At 38.8% G+C, this 23,820-nt stretch carries 19 protein-coding genes; 11 read left to right on the plus strand and 8 right to left on the minus strand.

Features of this window, described 5'->3' with window-relative positions; genetic code table 11:
• Nucleotides 1-54: 54 nt before the first annotated feature.
• The 5 genes from WSC_RS0111180 (at nt 55) to WSC_RS0111200 (ending at nt 5,912) form a co-directional block, all read left to right on the plus strand.
• A complete protein-coding gene (locus WSC_RS0111180; protein WP_016956015.1) occupies nt 55-1,962 on the plus strand; it encodes an alkaline phosphatase PhoX in 1,908 nt (635 codons plus the stop codon).
• An 81-nt stretch (nt 1,963-2,043) separates the two neighbouring features.
• Entirely contained in the window at nt 2,044-3,684 is a 1,641-nt protein-coding gene (locus WSC_RS0111185) for a hypothetical protein (RefSeq protein WP_016956016.1), read from the plus strand.
• Between the two features lie 105 nt (nt 3,685-3,789).
• Nucleotides 3,790-4,092 (plus strand): hypothetical protein, encoded by a 303-nt coding sequence (locus tag WSC_RS0111190; RefSeq protein ID WP_016956017.1) that lies wholly within the window; start codon nt 3,790-3,792, stop codon nt 4,090-4,092.
• Between the two features lie 9 nt (nt 4,093-4,101).
• On the plus strand, nt 4,102-4,797 hold the full coding sequence (locus WSC_RS0111195) for a MauE/DoxX family redox-associated membrane protein (protein WP_016956018.1): 696 nt from the start codon (nt 4,102-4,104) through the stop codon (nt 4,795-4,797).
• A 65-nt stretch (nt 4,798-4,862) separates the two neighbouring features.
• Nucleotides 4,863-5,912 (plus strand): sensor domain-containing diguanylate cyclase, encoded by a 1,050-nt coding sequence (locus tag WSC_RS0111200; RefSeq protein WP_237716306.1) that lies wholly within the window; start codon nt 4,863-4,865, stop codon nt 5,910-5,912.
• Between the two features lie 48 nt (nt 5,913-5,960).
• On the opposite strand, the gene WSC_RS0111205 is transcribed toward WSC_RS0111200, so the two are convergent.
• Nucleotides 5,961-6,911: a glycoside hydrolase family 43 protein gene (locus tag WSC_RS0111205; RefSeq protein ID WP_016956020.1), complete on the minus strand. Its 951-nt coding sequence runs from the start codon at nt 6,909-6,911 to the stop codon at nt 5,961-5,963.
• 135 nt (nt 6,912-7,046) lie between these two features.
• Here WSC_RS0111205 and WSC_RS0111210 point away from each other — a divergent pair, with 135 nt between their 5' ends.
• From WSC_RS0111210 to WSC_RS0111230, 5 genes are all read left to right on the plus strand, one after another.
• Nucleotides 7,047-8,432, plus strand: a complete 1,386-nt coding sequence (locus tag WSC_RS0111210) for a DUF1800 domain-containing protein (RefSeq protein ID WP_016956021.1) — start codon at nt 7,047-7,049, stop codon at nt 8,430-8,432.
• Nucleotides 8,433-8,443: 11 nt separating this feature from the next.
• Entirely contained in the window at nt 8,444-9,583 is a 1,140-nt protein-coding gene (locus WSC_RS0111215) for a DUF1501 domain-containing protein (RefSeq protein WP_016956022.1), read from the plus strand.
• Between the two features lie 109 nt (nt 9,584-9,692).
• On the plus strand, nt 9,693-10,808 hold the full coding sequence (locus WSC_RS0111220; RefSeq protein ID WP_016956023.1) for a glycoside hydrolase family 88/105 protein: 1,116 nt from the start codon (nt 9,693-9,695) through the stop codon (nt 10,806-10,808).
• A 21-nt stretch (nt 10,809-10,829) separates the two neighbouring features.
• Nucleotides 10,830-12,092, plus strand: a complete 1,263-nt coding sequence (locus tag WSC_RS0111225; protein ID WP_016956024.1) for a DUF2264 domain-containing protein — start codon at nt 10,830-10,832, stop codon at nt 12,090-12,092.
• A 344-nt stretch (nt 12,093-12,436) separates the two neighbouring features.
• The gene (locus WSC_RS0111230) at nt 12,437-13,561 is read left to right on the plus strand and encodes an exo-alpha-sialidase (RefSeq protein ID WP_040394354.1); all 1,125 of its coding nucleotides are present in this window, start codon (nt 12,437-12,439) and stop codon (nt 13,559-13,561) included.
• A gap of 28 nt (nt 13,562-13,589) precedes the next feature.
• Here WSC_RS0111230 and WSC_RS24160 read toward each other — a convergent pair whose 3' ends face one another.
• The 4 genes from WSC_RS24160 to WSC_RS0111250 form a co-directional block, all read right to left on the minus strand.
• Nucleotides 13,590-17,036, minus strand: coding sequence for a response regulator (locus WSC_RS24160; protein WP_016956026.1), 3,447 nt, complete (start codon nt 17,034-17,036; stop codon nt 13,590-13,592).
• A gap of 152 nt (nt 17,037-17,188) precedes the next feature.
• Complete coding sequence (locus WSC_RS0111240) at nt 17,189-18,859, minus strand: glycoside hydrolase family 43 protein (protein ID WP_016956027.1); 1,671 nt, start codon at nt 18,857-18,859, stop codon at nt 17,189-17,191.
• A 16-nt stretch (nt 18,860-18,875) separates the two neighbouring features.
• Complete coding sequence (locus WSC_RS0111245; protein WP_016956028.1) at nt 18,876-20,093, minus strand: glycoside hydrolase family 88/105 protein; 1,218 nt, start codon at nt 20,091-20,093, stop codon at nt 18,876-18,878.
• 566 nt (nt 20,094-20,659) lie between these two features.
• Nucleotides 20,660-21,121 (minus strand): protease complex subunit PrcB family protein, encoded by a 462-nt coding sequence (locus WSC_RS0111250; protein ID WP_157447260.1) that lies wholly within the window; start codon nt 21,119-21,121, stop codon nt 20,660-20,662.
• Between the two features lie 593 nt (nt 21,122-21,714).
• Between WSC_RS0111250 and WSC_RS0111260 the strand changes: the two genes are divergently transcribed.
• Nucleotides 21,715-22,029 (plus strand): hypothetical protein, encoded by a 315-nt coding sequence (locus tag WSC_RS0111260; RefSeq protein WP_016956031.1) that lies wholly within the window; start codon nt 21,715-21,717, stop codon nt 22,027-22,029.
• A gap of 99 nt (nt 22,030-22,128) precedes the next feature.
• Here WSC_RS0111260 and WSC_RS0111265 read toward each other — a convergent pair whose 3' ends face one another.
• The 3 genes from WSC_RS0111265 to WSC_RS24635 all read right to left on the minus strand — a co-directional run bounded on the left by WSC_RS0111265 (nt 22,129) and on the right by WSC_RS24635 (nt 23,618).
• Nucleotides 22,129-22,458 carry a hypothetical protein gene (locus tag WSC_RS0111265; protein ID WP_016956032.1) on the minus strand — a complete coding sequence of 110 codons (330 nt, stop codon included), beginning with the start codon at nt 22,456-22,458 and terminating at the stop codon, nt 22,129-22,131.
• A 109-nt stretch (nt 22,459-22,567) separates the two neighbouring features.
• Complete coding sequence (locus tag WSC_RS0111270; RefSeq protein ID WP_016956033.1) at nt 22,568-23,062, minus strand: hypothetical protein; 495 nt, start codon at nt 23,060-23,062, stop codon at nt 22,568-22,570.
• A 385-nt stretch (nt 23,063-23,447) separates the two neighbouring features.
• Nucleotides 23,448-23,618, minus strand: coding sequence for a hypothetical protein (locus WSC_RS24635; RefSeq protein ID WP_016956036.1), 171 nt, complete (start codon nt 23,616-23,618; stop codon nt 23,448-23,450).
• Nucleotides 23,619-23,820: the final 202 nt, after the last annotated feature.

Raw genomic sequence — 23,820 nt, forward strand, 5'->3', positions numbered from 1 at the left:
ATTTTTTCTCGTCCAGCATTAGCGTCGATTTTAAACACTAGCTACGGGAAAACTATGTATAACAAAACTAAACTTACTAGTGCTATTTTAGCTGCACTATTCGCCTCTGCATTTATCTCAGGTTGTTCGATTGAAGCAGATACTGATAACGATGAAGTTGTAGAAGGCCCACAAGGTCCTAAAGGTGATGCTGGACAAGACGGTGCTGATGGTCAAAACGGCGCCGACGGTCAAAATGGTACGGATGGCCAAGACGGAACTGATGGACTAGCAGGTCCGGGCAGCTCAACTATCGGTTTAACACGTTTTGCAACTGTTCCATTAGGTGCTGAGGTAACAGGTGCTTTTGTCACAACTGATGGCGATTTCTTCTTCAATGCCCAGCATCCAAGCGGCACAAATACCACAGAAGATAAAAACAAAGATGTTATCAACCGCGGTACTGTTGGTGCAGTTTACGGTATCAATATCAACAAATTACCAAAATCGTTTCCTTCATTACCAGTTGCACAAACTCAAGCTGAAATGGAAACTGTGCGCGTTGCTGCGGGTGAATATCATGTTTTAGGCCAAAACGGTGACACTTTTGATGGCAAATTGCCAAATGGTCTAGGTGTAATCATGAATCTGCAAAATCAACAAGAAGTTGCAGAAACCGACAATCCAGATTTTAACGGTTTTATTCCAACAGGCACTGGAGAAGGTTATTTATATACTAACTGGGAATATATTCCTGGTGGTATGAGCCGTATGCATCTTAAGAAAAATGATATGCATCAATGGGATATTTTAGATGTAGAGATGATTGATTTCTCATCCGTTTATGGAACTGCAGCAAACTGTTTTGGTTCGGTTACACCTTGGAATACACCGTTAACGTCTGAAGAATGGACAATTGATGATGACAGTAGCCGAACGTCAGCTGGCTGGAACACCCGAGCTGACAGTGGCTTACAAACCGGTTTAAACACCTATATTAACGGTGACCAAGTATTTCCAAATCCTTACCGCTACGGATATATAGTAGAGATCCAAGACGCAGTTTCAGCAACACCAAAACCGGTTAAACATTTTACTCTGGGTCGGGTTGAGCACGAAAACTCAGTGGTTATGCCAGATCAACGCACTGTATACACGACTCAAGATGACACAGGTGGTGTTCTATTAAAATTTGTTGCTGACCAAGCGGGCGATCTATCGTCTGGTACTTTGTATGCAGCTAAATTAACTCAAGATGCGTCAAATGAGCCACTAGTTACAGGTTTTGATGTGAGTTGGGTTGAATTAGGTCACGGTAATAATGCACAAATTGAAGCTTGGATTGCTGAATTTGACAACATTGCACCTGAAACTAAAGCGGATGATGGCTCTTACACTGAACGTTATTTAACTTTAACCGACGTCAGCGCTTGGGTAAACGGTGATGCAAATTACCCAGCACTTGCAAACGGCGGTAATGCAACAACTGAAGGCAAAGCAATGGATGACAGAATTGCCTTTATTGAAACTCGTCAAGCAGCCAAAGCAAAAGGTGCAACGGTTGAATTCCGTAAACTTGAAGGTATAAACGTTAACCACAACCGAGCAATTGAAGCGGTTGAAGGTACAGATATGATTGCGGATGAAGTTGTTTCAACAGCATATGTATATTTTGCGATTTCTGATTTAGACAACACTATGACAGATGGTCAAGGCGATATTCAATTGAATACACGTGTTAAAGACTGTGGTGGTGTTTATCGTATGCCTTTAGAAGCTAATTACAATGTGTCACGTATTGAACCTGTGTTAATGGGGGCAACTATGACCTCAGGTGTCAGTGGTTCAATGAAATGTAACGTCAATGAAATTGCTCAACCAGACAATGTATTAGTATTGGATGACGGCCGCATCATGATAGGTGAAGACGGCAACCAAACTAACAATACTTTATGGTTATATAACCCTAAAGCCGCTCAATAATGATTGGGTTTTAGGAGCAAAGCCTCAGCTTTTCAGCTGGGGCTTTTTGTGTTTTAAAAGAAATTATTTAGTAGACCTTCCATGCGACAAAAAAATAAAATTATCGTTTTAATTTCAATCTTAATGTCTATATGTACATTAACTGCTTGTTCAGATAACAAACACACTCAAAGCGATTCCGCTGAACAACAAACTGAAATACCAGCACAAGCTTACCTTGACGCCAATGAAATTTACAATCCTGAATCAGTTATTCCTCCACAATGTTACACAGATACACTAGGGCAAAATAATCCTTGTTATGTTTGCCATCAAAGTTATAGCGACGGACGGGCTAATGCTATGAATGACGGTGCATTACAGGGCACCTATGCGTTTTCAGAAGTGGGTGAAAGCAACAGCTGGAGTAATTTGTTTAAAGATAGGCAAAAACAAATTGGCCAAATTAACGACGCATTTATTGCAGACTATGTTAATCAAGACAACTACACACCTTTTATCCAACAGTTAAAACAACAAAACTGGCCGGGTATTATTCCTGAAATTTCAAATTTACACTTGGCAGAGCAAGCTTTTGATAATAATGGCTTAGCTAAAGATGGCAGCCATTGGGTTGCTTATAACTATAAACCTTTCCCTAGTACATTTTGGCCAACAAATGGCTCAACTGGTGATGGCATGATTCGTTTGCCTCAAGCATTTAGGCAACTAGGTGGTGAGTATAATCAAGATATCTATTTTGCAAATTTGGCGCTAGTTGAATTAACAATTAAAGAACTAAATCAAATTAGCATTCAACCAATAGATGAAACGAAATTGGCTGTAGACCTAGATGGTGATGGTCAATTGAGCGTCGCAACAAATATTGTCAAGCGAACTCATTATTTAGGTGATGCTAAAGATATTCAATTAACTAACATGTTGTATCCGCAAGATACCGAGTTTTTGCATACAGTCCGATATATAGGTGAAAATGATGATGGCAAGTTGGGTCTGGCAAAACGCATGAAAGAAGTTCGGTATATGCGTAAATATTATTTTAGAGACAAGAACTCACTCAAAAGTGCTTACTACAACGAAGTTAAAGAAAAGCATTTTGAAAATTTACCACAAACAGTTAACGCTGGTCATAAAGGTATAGGCAATGGTTTTGGTTGGGCGTTGCAAGCTTTTATTGAAGATAAAAATGGTGAGTTACGTCGCCAAACACATGAAGAGCTAAGTTTTTGTAATGGCTGTCATAAAACGGTTGGCACCACTATAGACCAAGTTTTTTCTTTTGCCCGTAAAGTTGAAGGCAAACAGGGTTGGGGTTATATAGATTTAACAAGTATCACTGATGTGCCTAATCAACTCCATGGGGTAGGTGAAAAGAAAGCGCAAGGTGAATACCTGACTTATATGCAAAGAGTCGGAGGTGGCGATGAATTTAGGCAAAACAGTGAAATGCTATCTTTGTGGTTTGATGACAAAGGTAAAGTTAAGGCACAAGAAATTGACAAGCTTAATAATATTTACCAGTTAATTATGCCAAGTAAACGCCGAGCATTAGACTTAAACAAAGCGTATTACACCATAGTGCAAGAACAAAGTTATATTTACGGCCGCGATGCAACAATCAAACCCGCAAATAATGTAATTAAACAAGTTGACCCAAGCAAAGCGCCTTTGGCACCTGAGTTCAGGTATCAATGGGATATTCGTTTAAACTGGGCTAATTAGCTTATTTGCCAACACAGCCTCAAAACCACACAAATTTGAGGCTGTATATCTATTTAAAATACGTATAATCTTAAGCATTTAACGCACAATCAGCACGGTGCTTTCATGGATGCTAATCAATTTCAACAAGCCTGCTTTTCGCAACTAATTGAACTATTTAAGCAAAGTAAACTCAATAAGTCTTCTCAACGGGACAAGGGCAGAGTAGAAGGTTTTATTTTTGCTGGCCGATCTCTTGGGCTAATAACCGAGCAGCAAGCACAAGAATTAATGCAAAAAGCGCATATCCAAGTTTTCGGCCAAACGATTGAAGAAAAACAGGCGGCAGATAAAAAGCGCCAGTTAGCAATTGAGAATGATGACTTTAGCTACTTTGATGTACCAACAATTGAACGAATTAAACCTTAAGAGAAGAGAATGGCTTTAGAAAACGTAAAGGTTTACCGAAAAAAACTCTGCCCGTATGGGCAGCATGCAGTTGATTTATTGCGCAAACAAAACATTCAATTTGAAGATCATCTATTTGCCAATACCAACGAAGAGCAAGCTTTTAAAATTAACCACCAAGTGCAAACAACACCGCAGATATTTATAGATGGTGAACGCATTGGTGGTTACACAGATTTAGCGCAAAAATTACAGGTTGCGCCGAAAGCGACTAGTAACAAATCGACTAGTTATTGGCCGGTTATAACGGTTTTTTCTGTATGTTTGTTAATGGCAATTGCGACACAAACAGAGCTAAGAGGCTTTATGGGCTTTAGCTTGTGTGTGTTAGCTTGTTTAAAAATAATGGATTTGCCAGCCTTTATTAAAGGTTTTGTCCAATACGATTTATTGGCAAAAAAACAGCCGGTTTATGCAAAAGTTTATCCGCTTGCCGAGCTACTTGTTGGTTTATCTTTATTAGCTAAACAATTACCTATTGTATTTGGAACTATTGCACTGGTAGTTGGTTTTATCGGCGCTATATCTATAGTGAAATCAGTTTATATAGATAAGTTAAATTTGAATTGCGCATGTGTTGGCGGCAACAGCAAAGTGCCGTTGGGTTTTGTCAGCTTAACCGAGAATCTAGCTATGATTTTTATGGGGGCAATCATGTTGCTGTAGCCTAATAGTGCGCGCATTCTAGACTATGTGTTATAACTATATTTAGGTGTAAGTATGGTAAAAAAATGATGGACACATTTAAACCTGCACAAACTTATAAACACAAAACAGCACAATCTGCTGACACAACTTTAAACGCCCTTACCGATATTATTCTGGAAGGTACTTGGGACTGGAATGCCAACACTGGCATAGTCACTCGGAATCCAAGTTGGTATCGAATGCTCGGCTATGATGTTGGCATATTTAGGCCAGACGTATTTACTTGGGAAAATATTATTCACCCAGATGATTTAACCCGCGTATTAACTCATTTTGAACAATATACCCAAGGTCAAATTAACACCTATCAGATAGAATATCGCTGTAAAAAAGCCGATGGCAGTTACATTTGGATACGCGACCAAGGTAAAGTTATCGAGCGAGATGAAAACGGTGAAGCCACTCGTATGATTGGTGCACATTTAAATATAGACGAAATTATATGCTTGCAGTCTAAACTGGCAGAAGCCCAAGCCACTTTACAATTAAGAAAACAAAATAAATTAGATGTGCTGTACCAGAAAAAATCAGACGAACTGGCCTGTCAAAATAGGTTGTTAGAAGAAAAAGTAAAAGAATTCGAACACATATCTTTAACAGATCCACTAACTGATGTCGGTAATCGTAAATTTTTTGAGTACACGCTAAAAAAAGAATTAGCCCGAGCTGAGCGTTACCATTTTGATATATCGCTGGTATTATTTGATGTCGACTTCTTCAAACAAGTAAATGATACATATGGACATAGCGAAGGCGATAAAATACTGCAAGTAATAGCTAAAACCGTGTCTGCTAATATTCGCGAAGTAGATACGCTTGCCCGATGGGGCGGTGAAGAATTTGTGGTTATTTTACCAGAATTAAATGAGCAACAAGCTTATCAAGTGGCAGAAAAGCTTAGGCAGTTATTAAGCGAAATTGAACATTCTTGCCAGAAATGCGTAACTTGTAGTTTTGGTTTAGTGGTTTATCAAAAAGGGCAAAGTTCTGAGCAGCTATTTGTCTGCGCTGATAAAGCACTTTATTTGGCTAAACAATCTGGTCGAAATAGGGTAGAGATGTACCAAAGATAGGTAAGTTCAGTAGTGCAGTTTCTATAAACTGCACAACCCTATTAGAAGCTATTTAACAGCTTTTACCCCTTCACTTGTTTGAATAACCTTTTTAATTGTACCGTCGTCGTTATAGTACAAATAATCTATAGCCATAGAGCGACGGAAGCTACCACCTGTATTAGGGTGTTGCATCATACCTGTGTGATAAAAGAAATAAGTTTTACCTTTGTAGTCGATAATGCCTTGGTGAATGGTATTTGAATTTTGCGCGCCTTCAGCAATCAACCCTTGATATTTCCAGGGTCCAGTAATGCTTTTAGACGTTGAATAAGCGGTTTTTTCAGGAAAGCCAGTTGCGTACGATAAATAATATGTATCACCACGTTTGTGGATCCATGGTGCTTCAGTAAAGCCTTTAACTTGCTCATCTGGCACAACATGAATTGGTCCATCAAACTCAATCATATTGTCTTTTAATTTTGCGTAATAGGCTTTTTGGTTGCCCCAATACAACCAGGCTTGACCGTCGTCATCAATAAATGCTGCTGGGTCAATATCATCCCAGCTAATGTCGGTTGCTTTGGTCATATCATTGGTGACTAAAGCACTGCCACGTGCATCTTTAAATGGCCCTGTTGGGCTATCACTTACTGCAACACCTATGGCTTTGCCTTTCACAGTTTTATGGCTGCTGGTGGTGTACCAATAAAACTTGCCGTCTTTTTCAATTACATGGCCAGCCCAAGCTGAACCTGATGACCATGAAAAATCTGTTGGTTTAAAAGGTGAACCGTGTGATTTCCAATTGACCATATCGGTAGATGAATATACAAGCCACTCGTGCATTGTATAACCTTCATCTGGTTTTGCTTCATCGCGACCTACATAAACATATACAGTGTCGTTATGTACGATAGGGGCGGGATCAGCGGTGAATTTGTCGGTAATTGCAGGATTAGCAGCAACAGCCGAAAAAGATAAACTTGTTAGCGCTATAGAGGTTAATAATTTCTTCATTCTTATATCCATTTGATATTACTGTACGCTTGTATGTTAAGGTGAAGAGTTAACTAAGTAAACTTTTTGTAAATTAAATTTCGTAAAAATTATTCCTATCTATAATCAAAAAATCACAACAGGTTGGATATTTTTATGCCGCGTTTGCATTCAAAATACATTGCGTACAACAGGTTCGGTTATGGGATAAACCCCACCGAAACAAGCTCAATAACTGATGCACAAAGCTGGTTAACCGCCCAGCTTAAGCCAGTAAAGCTAGATGAAACTATTTGGAATACCGAACTAGCTTATCAATATTACAAAAACTACCGATTGCAAAAACAAGCCGAAAAAGAAGCGCGTGCGAATAAAAAGCGCAATGTCGAACAAACTCAAACAATGCAAATGCAAGACGATGGGAATGCGTTAAAAAAACGATTTAATCGCCAAGCAAAATTAGCCACCTACTTGTCGGCTAAATATGCAATTGAAACAAACAATGGTTTACAAGCGCAATTGCTCGATTTTTTCTCAAATCATTTTAGTGTCACCAGCAATGGTTTTGCCATGCGTGCGCTAGCACCGCTTTTAGAAATTGAAGCTATTGGCCCAAACTTAACCGGCAAATTTGCTGATTTGTTATTGGCGGTTGAATCACACCCAGCCATGTTGATTTATTTAAATAACGAACAATCTATCGGCCCTGATTCTGCTTTTGCAAAAAAGCGTAAAAATAAAGGCCTTAACGAAAACCTAGCGCGCGAAATTTTAGAATTACATACGCTAGGCGTTGATGGTGGTTACAGCCAACAAGATGTCATAGAGCTGGCTAAAGCGATAACGGGTTGGAGTGTCGCAAATCCATTAAAAGAAGATGAACAAGGTTTTGTCTATCGTGATAAAGCCCATCAACCCGGTAATCGCACTGTACTTGGTAAAACATATAAACAAAAAGGCATGGAGCAGGGTAAAGCAATATTGCAAGATTTAGCTAATCATCCATCTTGCATTCATTTTGTATGTACAAAATTAGTTCGCCACTTTATCGCTGATGAAGCTGATTTGACAATTGTTGAAGAGATGAAAAAAGCTTGGCAGAAAAGCCAAGGTGATATCAAAACTGTGATGACAGCTCTAATTAATCATCCAAACAGTTGGCAGCCAAAACAACAGAAGTTTAAAACTCCACGCGAATTTTTAATTTCAAGTTATCGACTTGGTAATGTGCCGTTTGAAGGTAAATACCAAAAAGCCTTTATCAATATGCTAGAAATGATGGGCCAGCAGCCGTTTTCAGCAGGTTCTCCCGCTGGTTATAAAACTGAGCGCAATGCTTGGGATGGGCCAGATGCAATTTTAAATAGGATTGATTGGGCAAATGAATATGCCAAACAAGTTAAACAAGATCCACTAGCGCTTGCTAAAGCTGCTATAGGCGAGAGTTTATCCGATAAAACCTATTTGTTTTTAAGCCGCGCAGAAAGTCGTCAACAAGCTTTGGCTATGTTGCTAATGAGCCCTGAGTTTCAATTTAAATAGAGGCACTGTTTATGAAAAGAAGAGAGTTTTTGCAAGCAACTGGTGCTGGAATCGTTTTGTTGACAACATCAACACCAGCCTTATCAAATGACAATAACAACAAAAGCAACAAGAAAATTGTTTGGTTGATGTTACGAGGCGCGCTTGATTCATTGCACACAGTCGTACCAACGTTTGATCCTAATTTGATAGAACATAGGGCAAATTTAGTTAATCCGATTAAAGATAAATTACTGCCACTTGAACAAGGTTTTGCATTACATCCTGCACTTAGCAATATGCATAACTGGTATCAACAAAAACAAATGTTTGCAGTAGTTGCGGTTGCATCCCCATATAGAGAGCGCTCGCATTTTTCCGCGCAAGATTTGTTAGAAAGCGGTTTGGAGACAATAGATCATGAAAGTGGTTGGTTAGCGCGGGCAATTAAACAAAAAGACGCCAATGGTTTAGCAATAGCACATACAGTGCCATTAAGCTTACGTGGTGACCAAACAAATGTCAGCACTTGGTATCCATCTTATCTACCTGATGCTGAAAGCGATTTATATCAGCGCCTAATGCAATTGCACGAGGGTGATGAAAAGTTCGTATCTAGCCTAGAACAAGGCTTAGCCTTGCGTAATCAAACAAATGACATGCAACAAGACAAAAAAAGCAAAGCAAAATTTATTCAATTAGCTAAACATTGTGGTGAACTATTGGTCAATACCCAAGCAGATTGCGCCATGTTAGAAATGGGCGGTTGGGATACGCATAATAATCAAGTAGGGCGATTAGATAGGCAATTAAAAGAGTTGGATGACGGACTAGCCGCATTAAAAACAGCATTAGCAGCAGAATGGCAAAATACAGTGGTAATAATTGCAACTGAATTTGGCCGCACAGTTAAAGTTAATGGCACCAATGGCACAGACCATGGAACCGCTAGTGCTTTATTGGTCACTGGTGGGGCGGTAAATGGCGGTAAAGTATTAGGCACTTGGCCTGGGTTGGCACCAGAAAACTTGTATCAAAATAGGGATCTCGCGCCAACATCAGATTCTCGCAGTTGGTTTGCTGCTTTACTGCACCAACATTGGGGATTAAACGCAGCACAACTTAAACAAGTTTTCCCTGATGTTGTACCTGTTAGCCAAAGATTAGTGTAAAAGTTAGCAAAATTGTACTTTCATTTGTTAATTAATTTGTTACAGTTCCCATACAATATTATTAAAACAATATAAGTTAATTCTATTTTGGGGGGGAGTAACAAATAAAATGGGTAAACGTTTAATCCAACTAACCGCAGTTATGGCAGGTGTATTTTTAACGGTCGCCAATGTAACGGCAAAATTGCCAGAAAAAACCGAAGTTTTATCTGTAATGGGTAAAGTTGCTGATTGGCAAATTGAACATTTTCATGATGATATGCAGCGCGAAAACCACTGGGAAAATCGTTTCAATGCATGGACTTATGGTGCCTTGTATATAGGTATGGAAAAGTGGGCAAAACTTGCCGATGACGACAAGTATTATCAATTTTTATTAAAAGTATCAGAAGATAACAACTGGGACTTAGGCCCAGGTAAATACCACGCAGACGACCAAACCGTTGGCCAGCTTTATATCGAGCTATATCGAAAATATAAAAAGCCAAACATGCTGGCAAAAACGCTAGAGCGCACTAAATGGATTAAACAAAACCCAAGCCAACAGCCAATGCGCTTAAACAATTACAAATATACAGATAGATGGACTTGGTGTGATGCGTTATTTATGGCACCTCCAGTTTGGGCAAAACTTGCCAATATTACCGGCGATAATTCATACCGAGATTGGATGTTTGCCGAGTACGTTGCAACGGTAAATCATTTATACGATAACGACGAAAAGCTATTTTATCGTGACGAACACTTTATTGATAAGCGTGACAAAGGCCACAAGATATTTTGGTCACGCGGCAATGGTTGGGTATTTGGTGGTTTAACTCTGATTATTCCTGAATTACCAGAAGGGCCACAAAAAGCCTATTTCACCCAGCTCTACAAAGATATGGCGCAAAGCTTAATTAAACTACAAACTCCAGCAGGCCATTGGGCTATGAGTTTGCAAGCAGCAGAATTGTACCCAACACCAGAAACCAGCGGCACAGCATTTTTTACTTATGGTTTAGCCTGGGGGGTAAATAATGGTTTGTTGGATAAACAAACTTATCTGCCAGCAATTGAATTAGCTTGGAACACTTTAGTAAGCCACGTAACAGCAGATGGTTTACTTGGATATGTTCAACCCGTCGGCGCAGCGCCGGGTGAAGCTTGGCCAGACAAAACAGAAGTTTATGGCATTGGTGCATTTTTATCAGCAGGCAGTGAAGTTTATAAGTTGGCTAAATAACAGCGAATAAGGTGAAGGAATATGTTAAGACGCGACTTTATTACCGCTGCTTTGGCCGGGGCAACTGCAAGCTCATTTGCAATGCCCAGCTCAGCCTTGGCCACGAACAGCAAGGATAAATCCGGCACTGTTGATGACCACAACTATTTTTCTAACTTACTACAAAAAATAGTTGAGCCAGTTTTTTATTTAATTGCACATGAAAAACTGCATAAAGAGTTTCCACTTGAAGTTAGCCCAAACGCGGATAATAGAAATAAAAAAGTAGCTTACCTTGAATGTTTTGCCCGAGCTATTTCTGGCGCTGCACCTTGGTTAGCATTACAAGCCGAAGGCTCAGATAAACAGGTTAGGGAGCGTATTTTAAATTATGCACTGCAAGCTTATGAACATTCGGTAAACCCCAAAAGTGCGGATTACCTAAACTGGGAAATAGCTGAAGGGCAGTTGTTAGTAGATTCTGCATACTACACCCAAGCTATGTTGCGCGCGCCTGTATTGTGGCAACAACAATCGAAACAAACTCAGCAGCGCATAATTGAAAAAATAAAAGCGCTGAGAACTGTAACACCACCATATACCAACTGGCTTTTATTCGCGGCAATGAACGAAGCGTTTTTGCTGCAAGTTGGCGAGCAACACGATCCAATAAGATTAGACTTAGCCATAAGAAAATTCTCAGAATGGTATGTGGGTGATGGTTGGTATGGCGACGGTGATCATTTTGCTTTTGATTATTATAACTCGTACGTTATCCACCCAATGTTATTGGATATTTTGAAAATAATGGCCGAGCATAAAGTTTATTTTTGGCGAGATAAAATAGACAAACTGCACGCAACCGAGCTAAAACGCAGTCAAAGATTTTGTGAACATCTTGAGCGATTAATTTCGCCAACTGGGACTTATCCGCCAATAGGCCGTTCATTAACATATCGCACAACTGCTTTTCAGCCTTTATCGCAACTCGCGTTACAAAAACAGCTACCCGATAGTTTGCAACAAGGCACTGTACGTTCAGCTTTACGCGCCGTTCACCAAGCTATATTTGATAACCCAACAAATTTTAAAGATGGATTTTTGCAAATAGGTTTTGCCGGTGCAAATCCTGCGTTAGGCGACTGGTATTCAAACAACGGCAGCATGTATATAACCACCAACAGCTTTTTGCACTTAGGCTTACCACAAAACGATCCGTTTTGGACAGAACCGGCAAAACCTTGGGCACAAAAACTTGCCTTTAGTGGCCAAGCGTTTAAAAAAGATTATCCAGTTGATTATTGATTGCTTTAGTAAAGACGAATCTGTGTATGCCGAGTTAGCGGAATTTGCAAATACTTGTTATGCAACAACCAAAGAGATCATTGACGAAGTATACCAAGCGCAATCCAGGAGGTAATACTTGCCTTTAGTTAATTTAACATAATATACATTATCGGCCATTTGATTTATGGTATGTACAAAAGCTATTTTTGGTTACTGTTACTGGTATACTCAACTAATCATACTGATGATTAATAAAAACAATAATGAATTTAAGGACTTCTATGGGCTCTCAACTCAAGCGCTGTTTAGCAAAACAAAATACTATTCTTAACTTTGTTATTCGCTGCACATGTCTGTGTACTATGCTTTTTAGCCAACTAACTAACGCACAACCAACAAAACAAGCTGACATTTATTTGCAAGACGAGCTTGTTGATGTTCAGCAAGTAAACTTAGGTTTATCGCAACTTGATGCGGTTGAACATTTTACTGTGTTCAACGCTAAAGCAAACTCAGCGCAATATAATCACGGTGCTGTGTTGTTTGTATTTAACGAGCGTTTATACGCTCAATGGCAAAGCTCAATTAAAGATGAAGATGCGCCAGAAACTAAAGTTTTATATAGCTCATCTTTAGATGGCAAAACTTGGACTGAGCCGCAAGTTTTAGCTGAATCAACTAAAGATATGCTCATAACTAACGCTGGTTGGTGGTTAGATAATAATGAGCTGATCGCATTTTTAAATTATTGGCCTTACCAACTAAAACCTAAAGGTGGATTCACGTATTTTGTTCGTTCAAGAAATGGCGTTGATTGGTCAGCTCCAAAAGCCGTTACAGATCATCAAGGCAAACCTTTAGCTGGTATTTTTGAGCAAGATTTACGTCATGTATCCAACAAGCGTATTTTAACCGTGCTACACAAACAACCAGGTTTATTGACTACGCCTATCTATACAGATGATCCATCAGCGACTTCTGGTTGGCATTATGGTGAATTGAATATGCCAAATGTTAAACCGCATATTAGCCAAGGTATTGAACCAAGTTGGTTTACAGCAAATAAAGGCAAAAATGTCACTATGGTATTTCGCGACCAAGCCAGTAGTTTTCGAATTCTGACATCAAGCAGCCTCGACCTTGGCCAAACTTGGTCGGATGTTAAAACCAGTAATTTTATTGATTCTAGAGCAAAACTAAGCGCTGGTAATTTACCGGATGGACGTGCTTTTATTATCAATAATGCATCAGGCTCTAAACAAAGATTTCCATTAAACATTGCCATCAGTCAAGACGGTTATCTATTTGATAAAATGTACATTATCCGTGGTCAAGATGCGTTACCAGTACAAAAATACTCTGGTAAGTATAAACGTGCTGGTTTTAGTTACCCAAAAAGCATTGTTTGGAACAATGCAATTTGGGTCAGTTACGCGGTGAATAAAGAAGATATTGCGGTTACGAAAATCCCTATTCAAGCTTTGTGACTGTATCACCTTTAACCTTATCAGCAGATTATTTTGCTAAAAACTGATTGAGCGTTTGAGTAAATACTTTAACGTCAATCGGTTTTGAGATGTGGGCATCCATCCCCGACTGAATTGCTTCTTCGACATCCTTGGGCATGGCCGCGGCAGTCATGGCAATAATTGGAATATCCTTACCATTTTTTATTTTTCGAATGCGGTTGGTGGCTTCAAACCCATCCATTTCCGGCATTTGTAAATCCATTAAAATGAGATCAAATTGCTCACCTTGCTGCTCGAATAATTCGACGCCCTCGCGGCCATTATTCGCAACACTTGAACTTATACCAAATTTATTCAATAGCTCTATCGCAACCAGTTGATTAATTTCGTTATCTTCTACCAGTAACACCTGTTTATTGGTAAATTGCGGAATATTATTCAAGGCATAGCGTTCACTCTCAGCATCCGGAACCAGTGCATTAATGTCGCTTTGTAAATCGACCAATACATCATGTAAGTGCGAGGCAAAAATTGGCTTTTCAATTACTGCATCTATCGCTACATTTTTTGCATGCGCTTGTACATGTTCTTTGCCATGCGCGGTAACCATAATAACGATGCACTGACGACGTAAGGCAATTTCATCTACTTTGGCTCTGATATTACTCGTAAGCTCAATGCCATCCATTTCAGGCATTTTCCAATCGATAATTAATAGATCATATGGCGTGTTGTTTTGCGCTGCATCTACTATTATATCTAGTGCCTCTAATGGAGATGCGGTTAACTCAACATCAAATTTCCACGAGGTCAAAATGCCCTCAATAATGGCTAAGGTTTCTAAATTGTCATCTACCACTAAGGTTTTTAAGTGCTTAGATAAGCTATGTTTTACGCTTTTGTTCGTTTGTGCTCTTTTAACTGGGATGCTAAAAGTAAATGTACTACCTTTATTTGGCTCACTAACAACCCCTATTTCACCGCCCATCAGATCAATCAACCTTTTGCTTATGGTTAATCCTAGCCCTGTTCCACCAAACCTGCGTGTGATTGATTGGTCTGCCTGCGAAAATGGTTGAAATAACCTTGCCGTTTGTTCTGGGGTCATACCTATGCCGGTATCTTTAACCGCAAAAGTTAACCATACTGAGTCTTGGTAATGTTTTTGGGTTACTTGTACCGACACTAATCCATTGTCTGTGAATTTAATCGCATTGCCCACTAGATTGTTTAAAATTTGGTTTAATCTTAAAGCATCCCCTCGATAAAATTGGGTTATGCCCGGCTCTATTTCAAAATTAAGCTCATTGTTTTTGTCTTCAGCCCGCACACTGAGAATGCCCGCAGTACTACTTAATAAACGCTCAAGGTCGAAATCTTCTTCAACAACATTAAGCTTGCCAGCTTCAATTTTGGAATAATCTAGAATGTCATTGATAATATTAAGTAACGCCTTAGATGAATCTTCTACTTTTTGTAGATGCTCACGTACTTTGTTTTCAATCGGCATAGATAAAACAAGCTGGGTTAAGCCGATAATGCCATTCATTGGTGTACGTATTTCGTGACTCATATTGGCTAAAAAATCACTTTTGGCTTGATTTGCCGCATCGGCTTTTTCTCTTAACACAATTAAATTGTGCTCCATTTCTTTTTGTGCGGTCACATCTAAATTAGTCCCTGTGACATGTACAGCTCTACCATTCATGTCTCTTTCAATTACGCCATTGGCAGAAATATACTTAATAGTTCCGTTGGCAAGCTTTAGTCTAAACTCTATCTCCCAATTGGTGGCCGTAGATTTTATTGCTTGTTTTAAACTGTGTTCGGTTTGCTCGACATCATCAGGATGTAATGATTTTCGCCATATATCATACATGTCTTCCTTGTATAAAGATTCCTTCGATACAGCATAAATCTGACAGAGCTGCTCATCCCATATTTGGGTGTTATCTGTTAGATTCCATTCCCAAACCCCTAATTTTACAATTCGCGCCGCTAACTCGAGTTTACTTACTGACTGCGACAATAGACTTTTTTGTAATTCTAATTTTTTTGCTCTTTCTATCGCAATTTGCCACATGCGAATGGCAGCAACTATGGAGAAACTTAATACGATACCAAACAATAAAACGATTTCTGCTAAACCTGTTTTTAATTTATTAATTAGAGATTTATGCGGTGTAACCTCAATTTGCCAATTTATTTCATTAAGCTTGGTTGATTGGCGCCATTGTTTAATAAATACTGGGTTAACAATGTTACTTTGTGCATAAACCGCTTTCTGCTGGTCTTTAACATCTAAGTGGTATCCCAAACTTTGTTGTTGCTGTTTGCTGGTTAAAAATTGTTTTGTCGGTTCAATAGTGACAACTAAATACTCCATTGCAATTAACTTTGACTGAATTGGCGTTATATAGTGTAGCAGCGGGCTTAAGTCACTTGTTTTATTTAATGAAAAATACCGAGCAGATACTTCATTTTGAGGTCGTTTTTGCAAATTTAGCTGGTGTTCAACAACGTTCTTTAACTCATTGTATTTATTGTCTCGTGAATAAAAATGACTAATTTTATTGTTTTTGACTAAAGAAATTGCCGCAAAACTTGTGTGATCGTTTAAATAATTCGTTATATCTACATTTAACAGCTGGTTATTTGTTTGTTCCATTAATGCTATGCGTTCAGCCAATCTATCAATTGCTTGTCGGTTTAACAGCAATTGAGTATCAATGCGCTCAGCTAGATTTAATAGATTGTATTCAATTGCAGCTTGTATATTTTTAGACTCGCGCGCGACCAAAGTTTGCCACAATATCAGTACAACTGTGACTAGCCCAACAGTTGCAATCGCCGAAATCCAATCCTTAATGGTAACTTGCTCTTTGTATTTACGATAAATCTGCAGGGTTAAACTTGTGCCAACAAATATAAAACCAATAGATGTGTGCACGGCCATTCGCGTGTAATGGCCCCAACCATAAGTCGTTTCTAATGCGGTAAAATAACCAAATAAAGCGATAAAACCTAACGCTATCACTAAGGTGCTCAATATAAAACTGGTTAATATACCAAGTACACCTAACCGTTCTTTTTTAGAGTGTATTAATAGGGTTAATCCAGTCATTAAAAAACAAATAGCTGTGTTAGGTGCCATTCTGCCAGGGTGCGATGTTTTAGTGGTAACGTAATGCTCCATCAAGAGTTGGTCTATGCTCAAATTCACCGTAAATAAATATTGTACAAGTGTTAACCCACCCAAAAATGTAATAGCCACCGCGAGTGGATAAACAAGCTTCTTCGAATGAACCCAAGTCAGTGCAATACCTGTAATAAAAAATCCAAGCGCAGTATTGTATTGCATTGGAACAAAATGAGGTAAGACTTGAATCAACTGCTGATTATGTGTGTACCAACCTACAAGTACAGTAAATCCAAGTAAAAGTGAAATGCTTCCAAGTGTTCTTGCAAATTGAATCAAGTTAAAACTTAACATACTACCTAGTATTCCGTGGTGCTCTAGAAGGAAAATATCAGCTAGCCTAACTGATAAAGGAATAACTAAACAATAGCTTATATTTAAAATTTGTCGTTGTTTTTGCAGGTTTTTGTATCACCGCCATTGATTTAATGACGGTGGACAGATTGTTAGTAGCGGCTGACTCTAATATAGTCAATATCTACATATTGATCTGAACTGGCGCTGCCATTGGTTGTTACTGCAAATACGCCAACTTTAGCACCAACCCAACGGCCTTCATGTGCTTGGAAATGTTCGCCAATAATACGGTATCTTGGCATATCCGGTGTTTTATAGCTGAATATTGCGTGAGCACCTGGTTGCACCATAATTCTTAAATTTATATTTTTACCACTAAGAGATTCAACTAACTTTTCTTGTTGTTTTTCATCACAACCTTTACGCGCTCCATGACATTGCATTATCACGATATCATGGCCTTCTTGCTCATTTGGTGATAAACCAATCCATGCGTAATCTTCGCCAAACACGGTTAAACCCGTTTGGACGTTTTGCATATTGTCGGAAACGGTAAACTTAGCAATAGCTTGGAAAGCCTCGGCCGGTAGTTTTTGTACTAATAAATTAGGTGTCATCCATAAGTTATCACCTGTAGTTGGTACTTTTGGCTGGGCGTACAAACGCAAATGTTCTGGTTTGGCACTTAAGCTATACCAAGATTCATGTGGGTTGGCATTCCACTGCCACTGCAATGCTAAAGTATCTTGGTTAAATTCATCCGAAATATTTAGCTTTTTTTCGCCTGTATAATTTGCCGTTTTTGGCCGTATATAACGGCTAACAGGATTGCCAATACCATCGCCATCATCGTCTATGCCAATTACCGGCCAGCCGTTTTCCCATTGCATTGGTTGTAAATGCACAATTCGGCCATAAGCTTTTTTCACTTGAAAATGAATAAACCAATCTTCACCTAAATCTGTGTGGATCCACGAACCTTGATGCGGCCCATTTGTTAGGCTATCGCCCTGCTCCATCACCACTTTGCCTTGGTAAGGTCCTTGAATGTCTTGTGCTCTAAATACAGTTTGCCAACCTAAATCAACCCCGCCAGCTGGGGCAAATATGTAATAAAAGCCATTGCGTTTATAAAATTTAGGCCCTTCAATTGTGCGGTAATGTTTAAAGTTTGTACCCTCTACTATGTTGGTATATTCGTCTGAAACTTGCATTGCATCAGCCGACATTTCCCTCAGGCTCAAAACATTATTAAAGCCAGCTCGACTTTTGGCCCATGCATGTAGCAAGTAAGCTTTGCCGTCGTCATCCCATAAAGGTGTCGGATCAATAATGCCTTTGCCGGCCAATATGAGTTTGGGTTCAGTCCAAGCTTTTGCCGGATCAGCCGTTGTGGTTACATAAATACCAAAATCAGGATCTGGGTAAAAAATCCAAAATTTTCCGTCGTGATAACGAATATTCGGTGCCCAAACACCTTCACCATGGCGCGGGGTCGCAAAATGATTTTGTGGTACTTGTTTAGGCAAGGCGTAGTTTATCAACTGCCAGTTGACTAAATCAGTTGAATGCAAAATAGGTAAACCCGGTGCGGCATTAAAACTCGAAGCAGTCATGTAATAATTGCCGTTAACAGCTACTACGTCAGGATCTGAATAATCAACGTGAATAATTGGATTTTGGTAATATTGATTTGCAGTAGTGAACGCTTGCTCTGTTGCTGGCGTTGTTACTTGTTGTTTTTCTTGTTCAGAACATGCGCTTATCGCAGTTAACGTAACCGCAGCTAAAGATATTTTTATAATGTCAGTTAGTTTCATATGCTTGACTGCCCTATTAGTCTTTTAATATTTGTTGTCTTTCTTCAATTAATAAACTGGCAAGAATAAACGGTCCTACAGCTTTTGGATCGTCCGCCCTAACAGGCTCGCTGATATAATATTCATAACTGCCATCTCGATATGGATTACCACCTAACCCAGCCACAGCACACACTTGATTGATACTGATATGATTAAATTCATTAGTAGAAATAAGCTGGTCTATTACTCCCTGATAAGCTTTTAATCCTATAGGTAATAAGTCTTTAGTTAAATCATGCATTTTGTGCGCTTTTAATATGGCATAAGTCAGCATAATGCTGCCAGAGGCTTCCAAATAATTGTCTTTGGCATTGGGTAACTCTACAACTTGATACCAGAGTCCAGTTGGGTGCTGAAACTTTGCCATTTGCGCGACCAAGTTATTAAAGCGACTTGCGAGCCATTTTCTTTGTGAAGATTGCTGTGGCAAAAACTCTAATACATCAACCATGGCCATAGCATACCAACCCACAGCACGCGACCAATGATGTTTAGATTGCCCTGTTTTTTTATCTGCCCAGCGCTGTGTTTTAGACTCGTCCCAGCCGTGTACTGGCAAACCAGTATCTTTGCGATATAAGTGTTTTTCTATTTGTTCAAACTGTAAAATTACATCGTCGTATACTTTGGGCTGCTCATACAAATGTATGTATTGCGCATAAAATGGTGCGCCCATATACAAACCATCTAGCCACATTTGTGAGGTGTACCGCTGCTTGTGCCAAAAGCCACCTTCAGTTGTTCTTGGATGATCACGCAATTGTTGACGTAAGGTATCTGCAGCTATTTTGTATTTGGCTTGACCAGTTTGTTGATACATAAAAAATAACAACTTACCTGGATTTATCATATCAATGTTGTATTTATGAATGTCGTAAGTAGCAATATCACCTTGCTCATTTATCAAAGTATCGACATAGTTTTGAATGTATTCGAAGTATTCAGCTTTAGCGGTTTTTTCATATAGTTTGGCCATAGATAGCAGCACCAAACCATGGGTATATGTCCATCTTGGGTAGTCGCGCCAATCAATCGACCAAGCTTTTGGATTGCGTTGCATTTCCGATTGAGCCATACGCTCAGACATAGGCAGTAAATTATCTAAAACCTGTTTGTTACTCGCATAGCTCTGCGTTGAAAACATAAAAACAATAGACAATACACAAGCTTGCTTAAGTTTACTGAACGACATTGCTCACTCCTATTGACGGCCAAACATTTTACACTAACTGCCACCGGTAGCATTCATTTAACTAATTTATATGAGCAACAAAGCATTAACAATACGATATTTGATAAATGGATTATGAAAATTTGTTTTTTGATAATATCCGTTGTCAATGAAATTCTCTTGATTGTGTTTTAGTTCAGACAGCAAGGGTGTTAAGTCTTCAAGTTTGCCGGCAATTACGTGTACAACATTGTCGGCTTTTTCGACAAAAGCGTAGGGATATGAAACTAAAATTTTACAAAAACTTGAATCTAAAGGGACAGGAAATCAACGATAAGGCAGCTAAACGGTAAACAAGTTGGAAAAACCAACTTCAAAACAACTGGTGCATGGCGACTAACAAGTTAACGGAACAAGCAAATAAATGCCAGCACCGCGCAAATAAACACCAATAGTTTAACTACTTTTAACTAACGAAACTTCTAGCTAACGCCCACATAAATTGCGCAATGAAGCTTGGCTATAATAGGAACGAAGTGACGTAGCCAAGCTTTTTGCGTCCCATCATAATTGCATTGTTATGCGTACTAACAACTTGAGTATGTTAGTTCTTCAGTAACAATAATATATTGCTTTGAATTAACTTTAATAAACTTAAACGGATTAGTTATGGCTTGATCGGTGCTGCAACTATCACCAGGGAACACATAAGTTATATTGGCGTTTATATAATCACCTTTGTCTATTAATTCTGTACTCATACTATAACCGCCGCTATTTTGCGTACCCATATCAATAAGAAGAACAGTTTCAGTTTCAAAATTAATAGTTTTAGATGCTTCTGATGTCCGTTTGAGTAATTCATTTTGATATTCATATTGGGAACTTAAAACAATGGTACTTTTATTCGTCGTATCTGCGTATTCATTGTAATCAGATTCATGGATCACCTCATATTCCATAGACGGTATTGGTGATTCAGCCTTAGCTGAATTACAACCCTGCAAATGAAAAATCATAGGCATTAGAATTACTAGATATTTACTCATAAAAACTCCTTGTACGCATAACGCCCGCATAAGTGGCGCAATAAAGCTTGGCTATAATTAGTGAGGAACGAGCGCAAGCCAAGCTTTTTGCGTCCACCCTTAATTGCATTGTTGGCTAGAAGCTTACCTAAAAGCTGAAGATTAGTACAATACAAATACCGTAAATAAACTTAGAAAAATGAACTTGAGAAACGCAAAAGCGTGGCGACACAAAAGTCCATTTTTATAAATGAACTTGAAGCGACAAGCAAACAACACAATCGCCGCTCAACGGTAAAACAAGTTGAAAAAACCAACTTCAAAACAACTGGTGCGTGGCGACTCGAAAGTTAAATGATCAACGTAAACAACTTTCAGCAACACGAAAACCAACGACACCAATTTTAATATTTTTAAACTATTAGCTTTTAAAACTTCTAGCTAACGCCCGCATAAGTGGCGTAATAAAGCTTGGCTATACTAAGCGAAGAATGAGCGCAGCCAAGCTTTTTGCGTCCACCCTTAATGCGATTGTTAGGTGTTTTTTCTGCACCCGCCTTTAATTACGGGTAATTATACCCATATCCAAGCATATCTTAACTTGGAGATTATACGTGACCGACAACGAAAACCATAATACAGAAACTTACGAAACAAAAAACAGTACGAATGACCCGATGGAAGGCTCGGAAGAACTATGGGAATTACTAACAAAAATTTCGCATATAGCGCTATTCGTTGCTGTTGTTGGAATTGGATTTTGGGCATATTCTTCATTCACTGTCGGTAAAGCTACAAGCATAGCTTTTCTAGCGCTAGCTACTGCTTGGGCTGCTTTTGACGTAAGAGGTGAGCGTGATTGGAAGAAGCGAATTAAAACTGTAGCGATAATGCTAATTTCATATGCCGTTGGCTACTTTAGTGGTTAACTGACACCTAACGCCGCAATATGGGGCGCACAAAAGCTTGGCTAAAATAGGAACGAAGTGACGCAGCCAAGCTTTTTGCGTCCCATCATAATTGCTTTGTTATAAAACAATTATCACCACAGGCTCAATTACAAAATATACCACCCCAATCACCGCCAAGATAAAAGACCACTGTGCCAAATTATTAAAACGTACTAACAACCAATACTTGGCGAATTTTTCAGAAAAATCAGGTTCACCGTCGAGACCATAGTAAAGCATTGCAAAAAAGGCGTTTAATGCCAATGCTATTGCAAAGAGCAACGTCGAAAAGGCTAACGAGTAACTAGAAACAATAAGTTCAGCTTTATCGATTACTGCCAGAAAGTAGGCAAAACTTGCGCCAGCAAAAGCAGTATGAATCCACTTACCATATTCAGATTTTTCCATTATTGCCCTATTGTTTTATAACGCCGCAATATGGGGCGCGAAAAAGCTTGGCTATAATAGGAACGAAGTGACGCAGCCAAGCTTTTTGCGTCCCTTCATAATTGCATTGTTATGTTGCCTGCAGCACGAAATATAGAGCAGCTGCAAACACAAAACTCAAGCACGTGGTGATACTTAATATGCCTATTTTAAGTATAGATTTATTGTTAAGTCGAAGAGATCTCATTGAAAGAGACCAAACACCTAAAACGATACCTATTACAATTAAATTTAATATAGTTGGAAGATCTGTAAAAAATAATATAGGCAACCCGGTAAATGCAGGAAACAGCGCTATAACTCTCGCAAAATTTGAAGATGGAGATGTAAGTTCAACTGATTTTTGGTTTACTTTGACTCTAGGAACTGAATCCAAGAAATCATCTTGAATTTCAATTTTTATTAAGTCACCAGTGTTCAAATGAACGTCATATACACCACTATCATTAGACACCTCTTTAATCCAATTGTTGTTGTGGTATACAGAAGCCTTAGAAAATAGGCCATCTACACGAATTTCTAGCAGTTCATCTCCCAAACTGGGTAATTCAATCTGATGTATCATTTATTTTTATTCCTTTCGACTCATATTTTGAATTGCAACATAACGCCGCGGTAAAGGGTGGAATAAAGTTGGCTAACATTTTTGCTCAGCAAAAATTTGGCCAAGCTTTTTGCATCCCTTTGACTGCATTGTTAGAAATGCCCGACAACGCAAGAGCTGCATAAAAATGCCCTTTACCAATAATTAAAAACGAATGCTTAAACTTACCGTAAAAAGCAGCGGTAACCAACAATTAAGCAAACAATAAATTGGCTTGCATTGAGCAGGTTAACAACACCGCCCTAACCTACAAAACCAAACTAAAATGCCAATTAAACATGGCACGCCAAGCTAAATTAGAAAAAGTAGCAAAGCACACAAATGCTTCATTTGAAGCTGTTTACTTTTAAGATTTTGCTATTTCTAACGCCGTAGTAAAGGGTGGAATAAAGTTGGCTAACATTTTTGCTCCGCAAAAATTTGGCCAAGCTTTTTGCATCCCTTTAACTGCATTGTTAGAAATGCCCGACAACTCAAAGGCTGCATAAAAATGCCCTTTACCAATAATTAAAAACAATTGCCTAAACTTAACCTAAAAACCTGCGGTTACCAACATTTAAGCAAACGATAAATTGGTTTAAATTTAGCGCGTTAACAACACAGCTCTAACCTAATAAAACCAAACTAAAATGCCAATTAACTTTGCACGCCAACCAGCAATTTAAAAATAGCAAAGCACACAAATGCCTCATTTGAAGCCGTTTACTTTTAAGATTTTG

The sequence above is a fragment of the Catenovulum agarivorans YM01 genome (assembly GCF_000281085.1).
GTDB lineage: Bacteria > Pseudomonadota > Gammaproteobacteria > Enterobacterales > Alteromonadaceae > Catenovulum > Catenovulum agarivorans.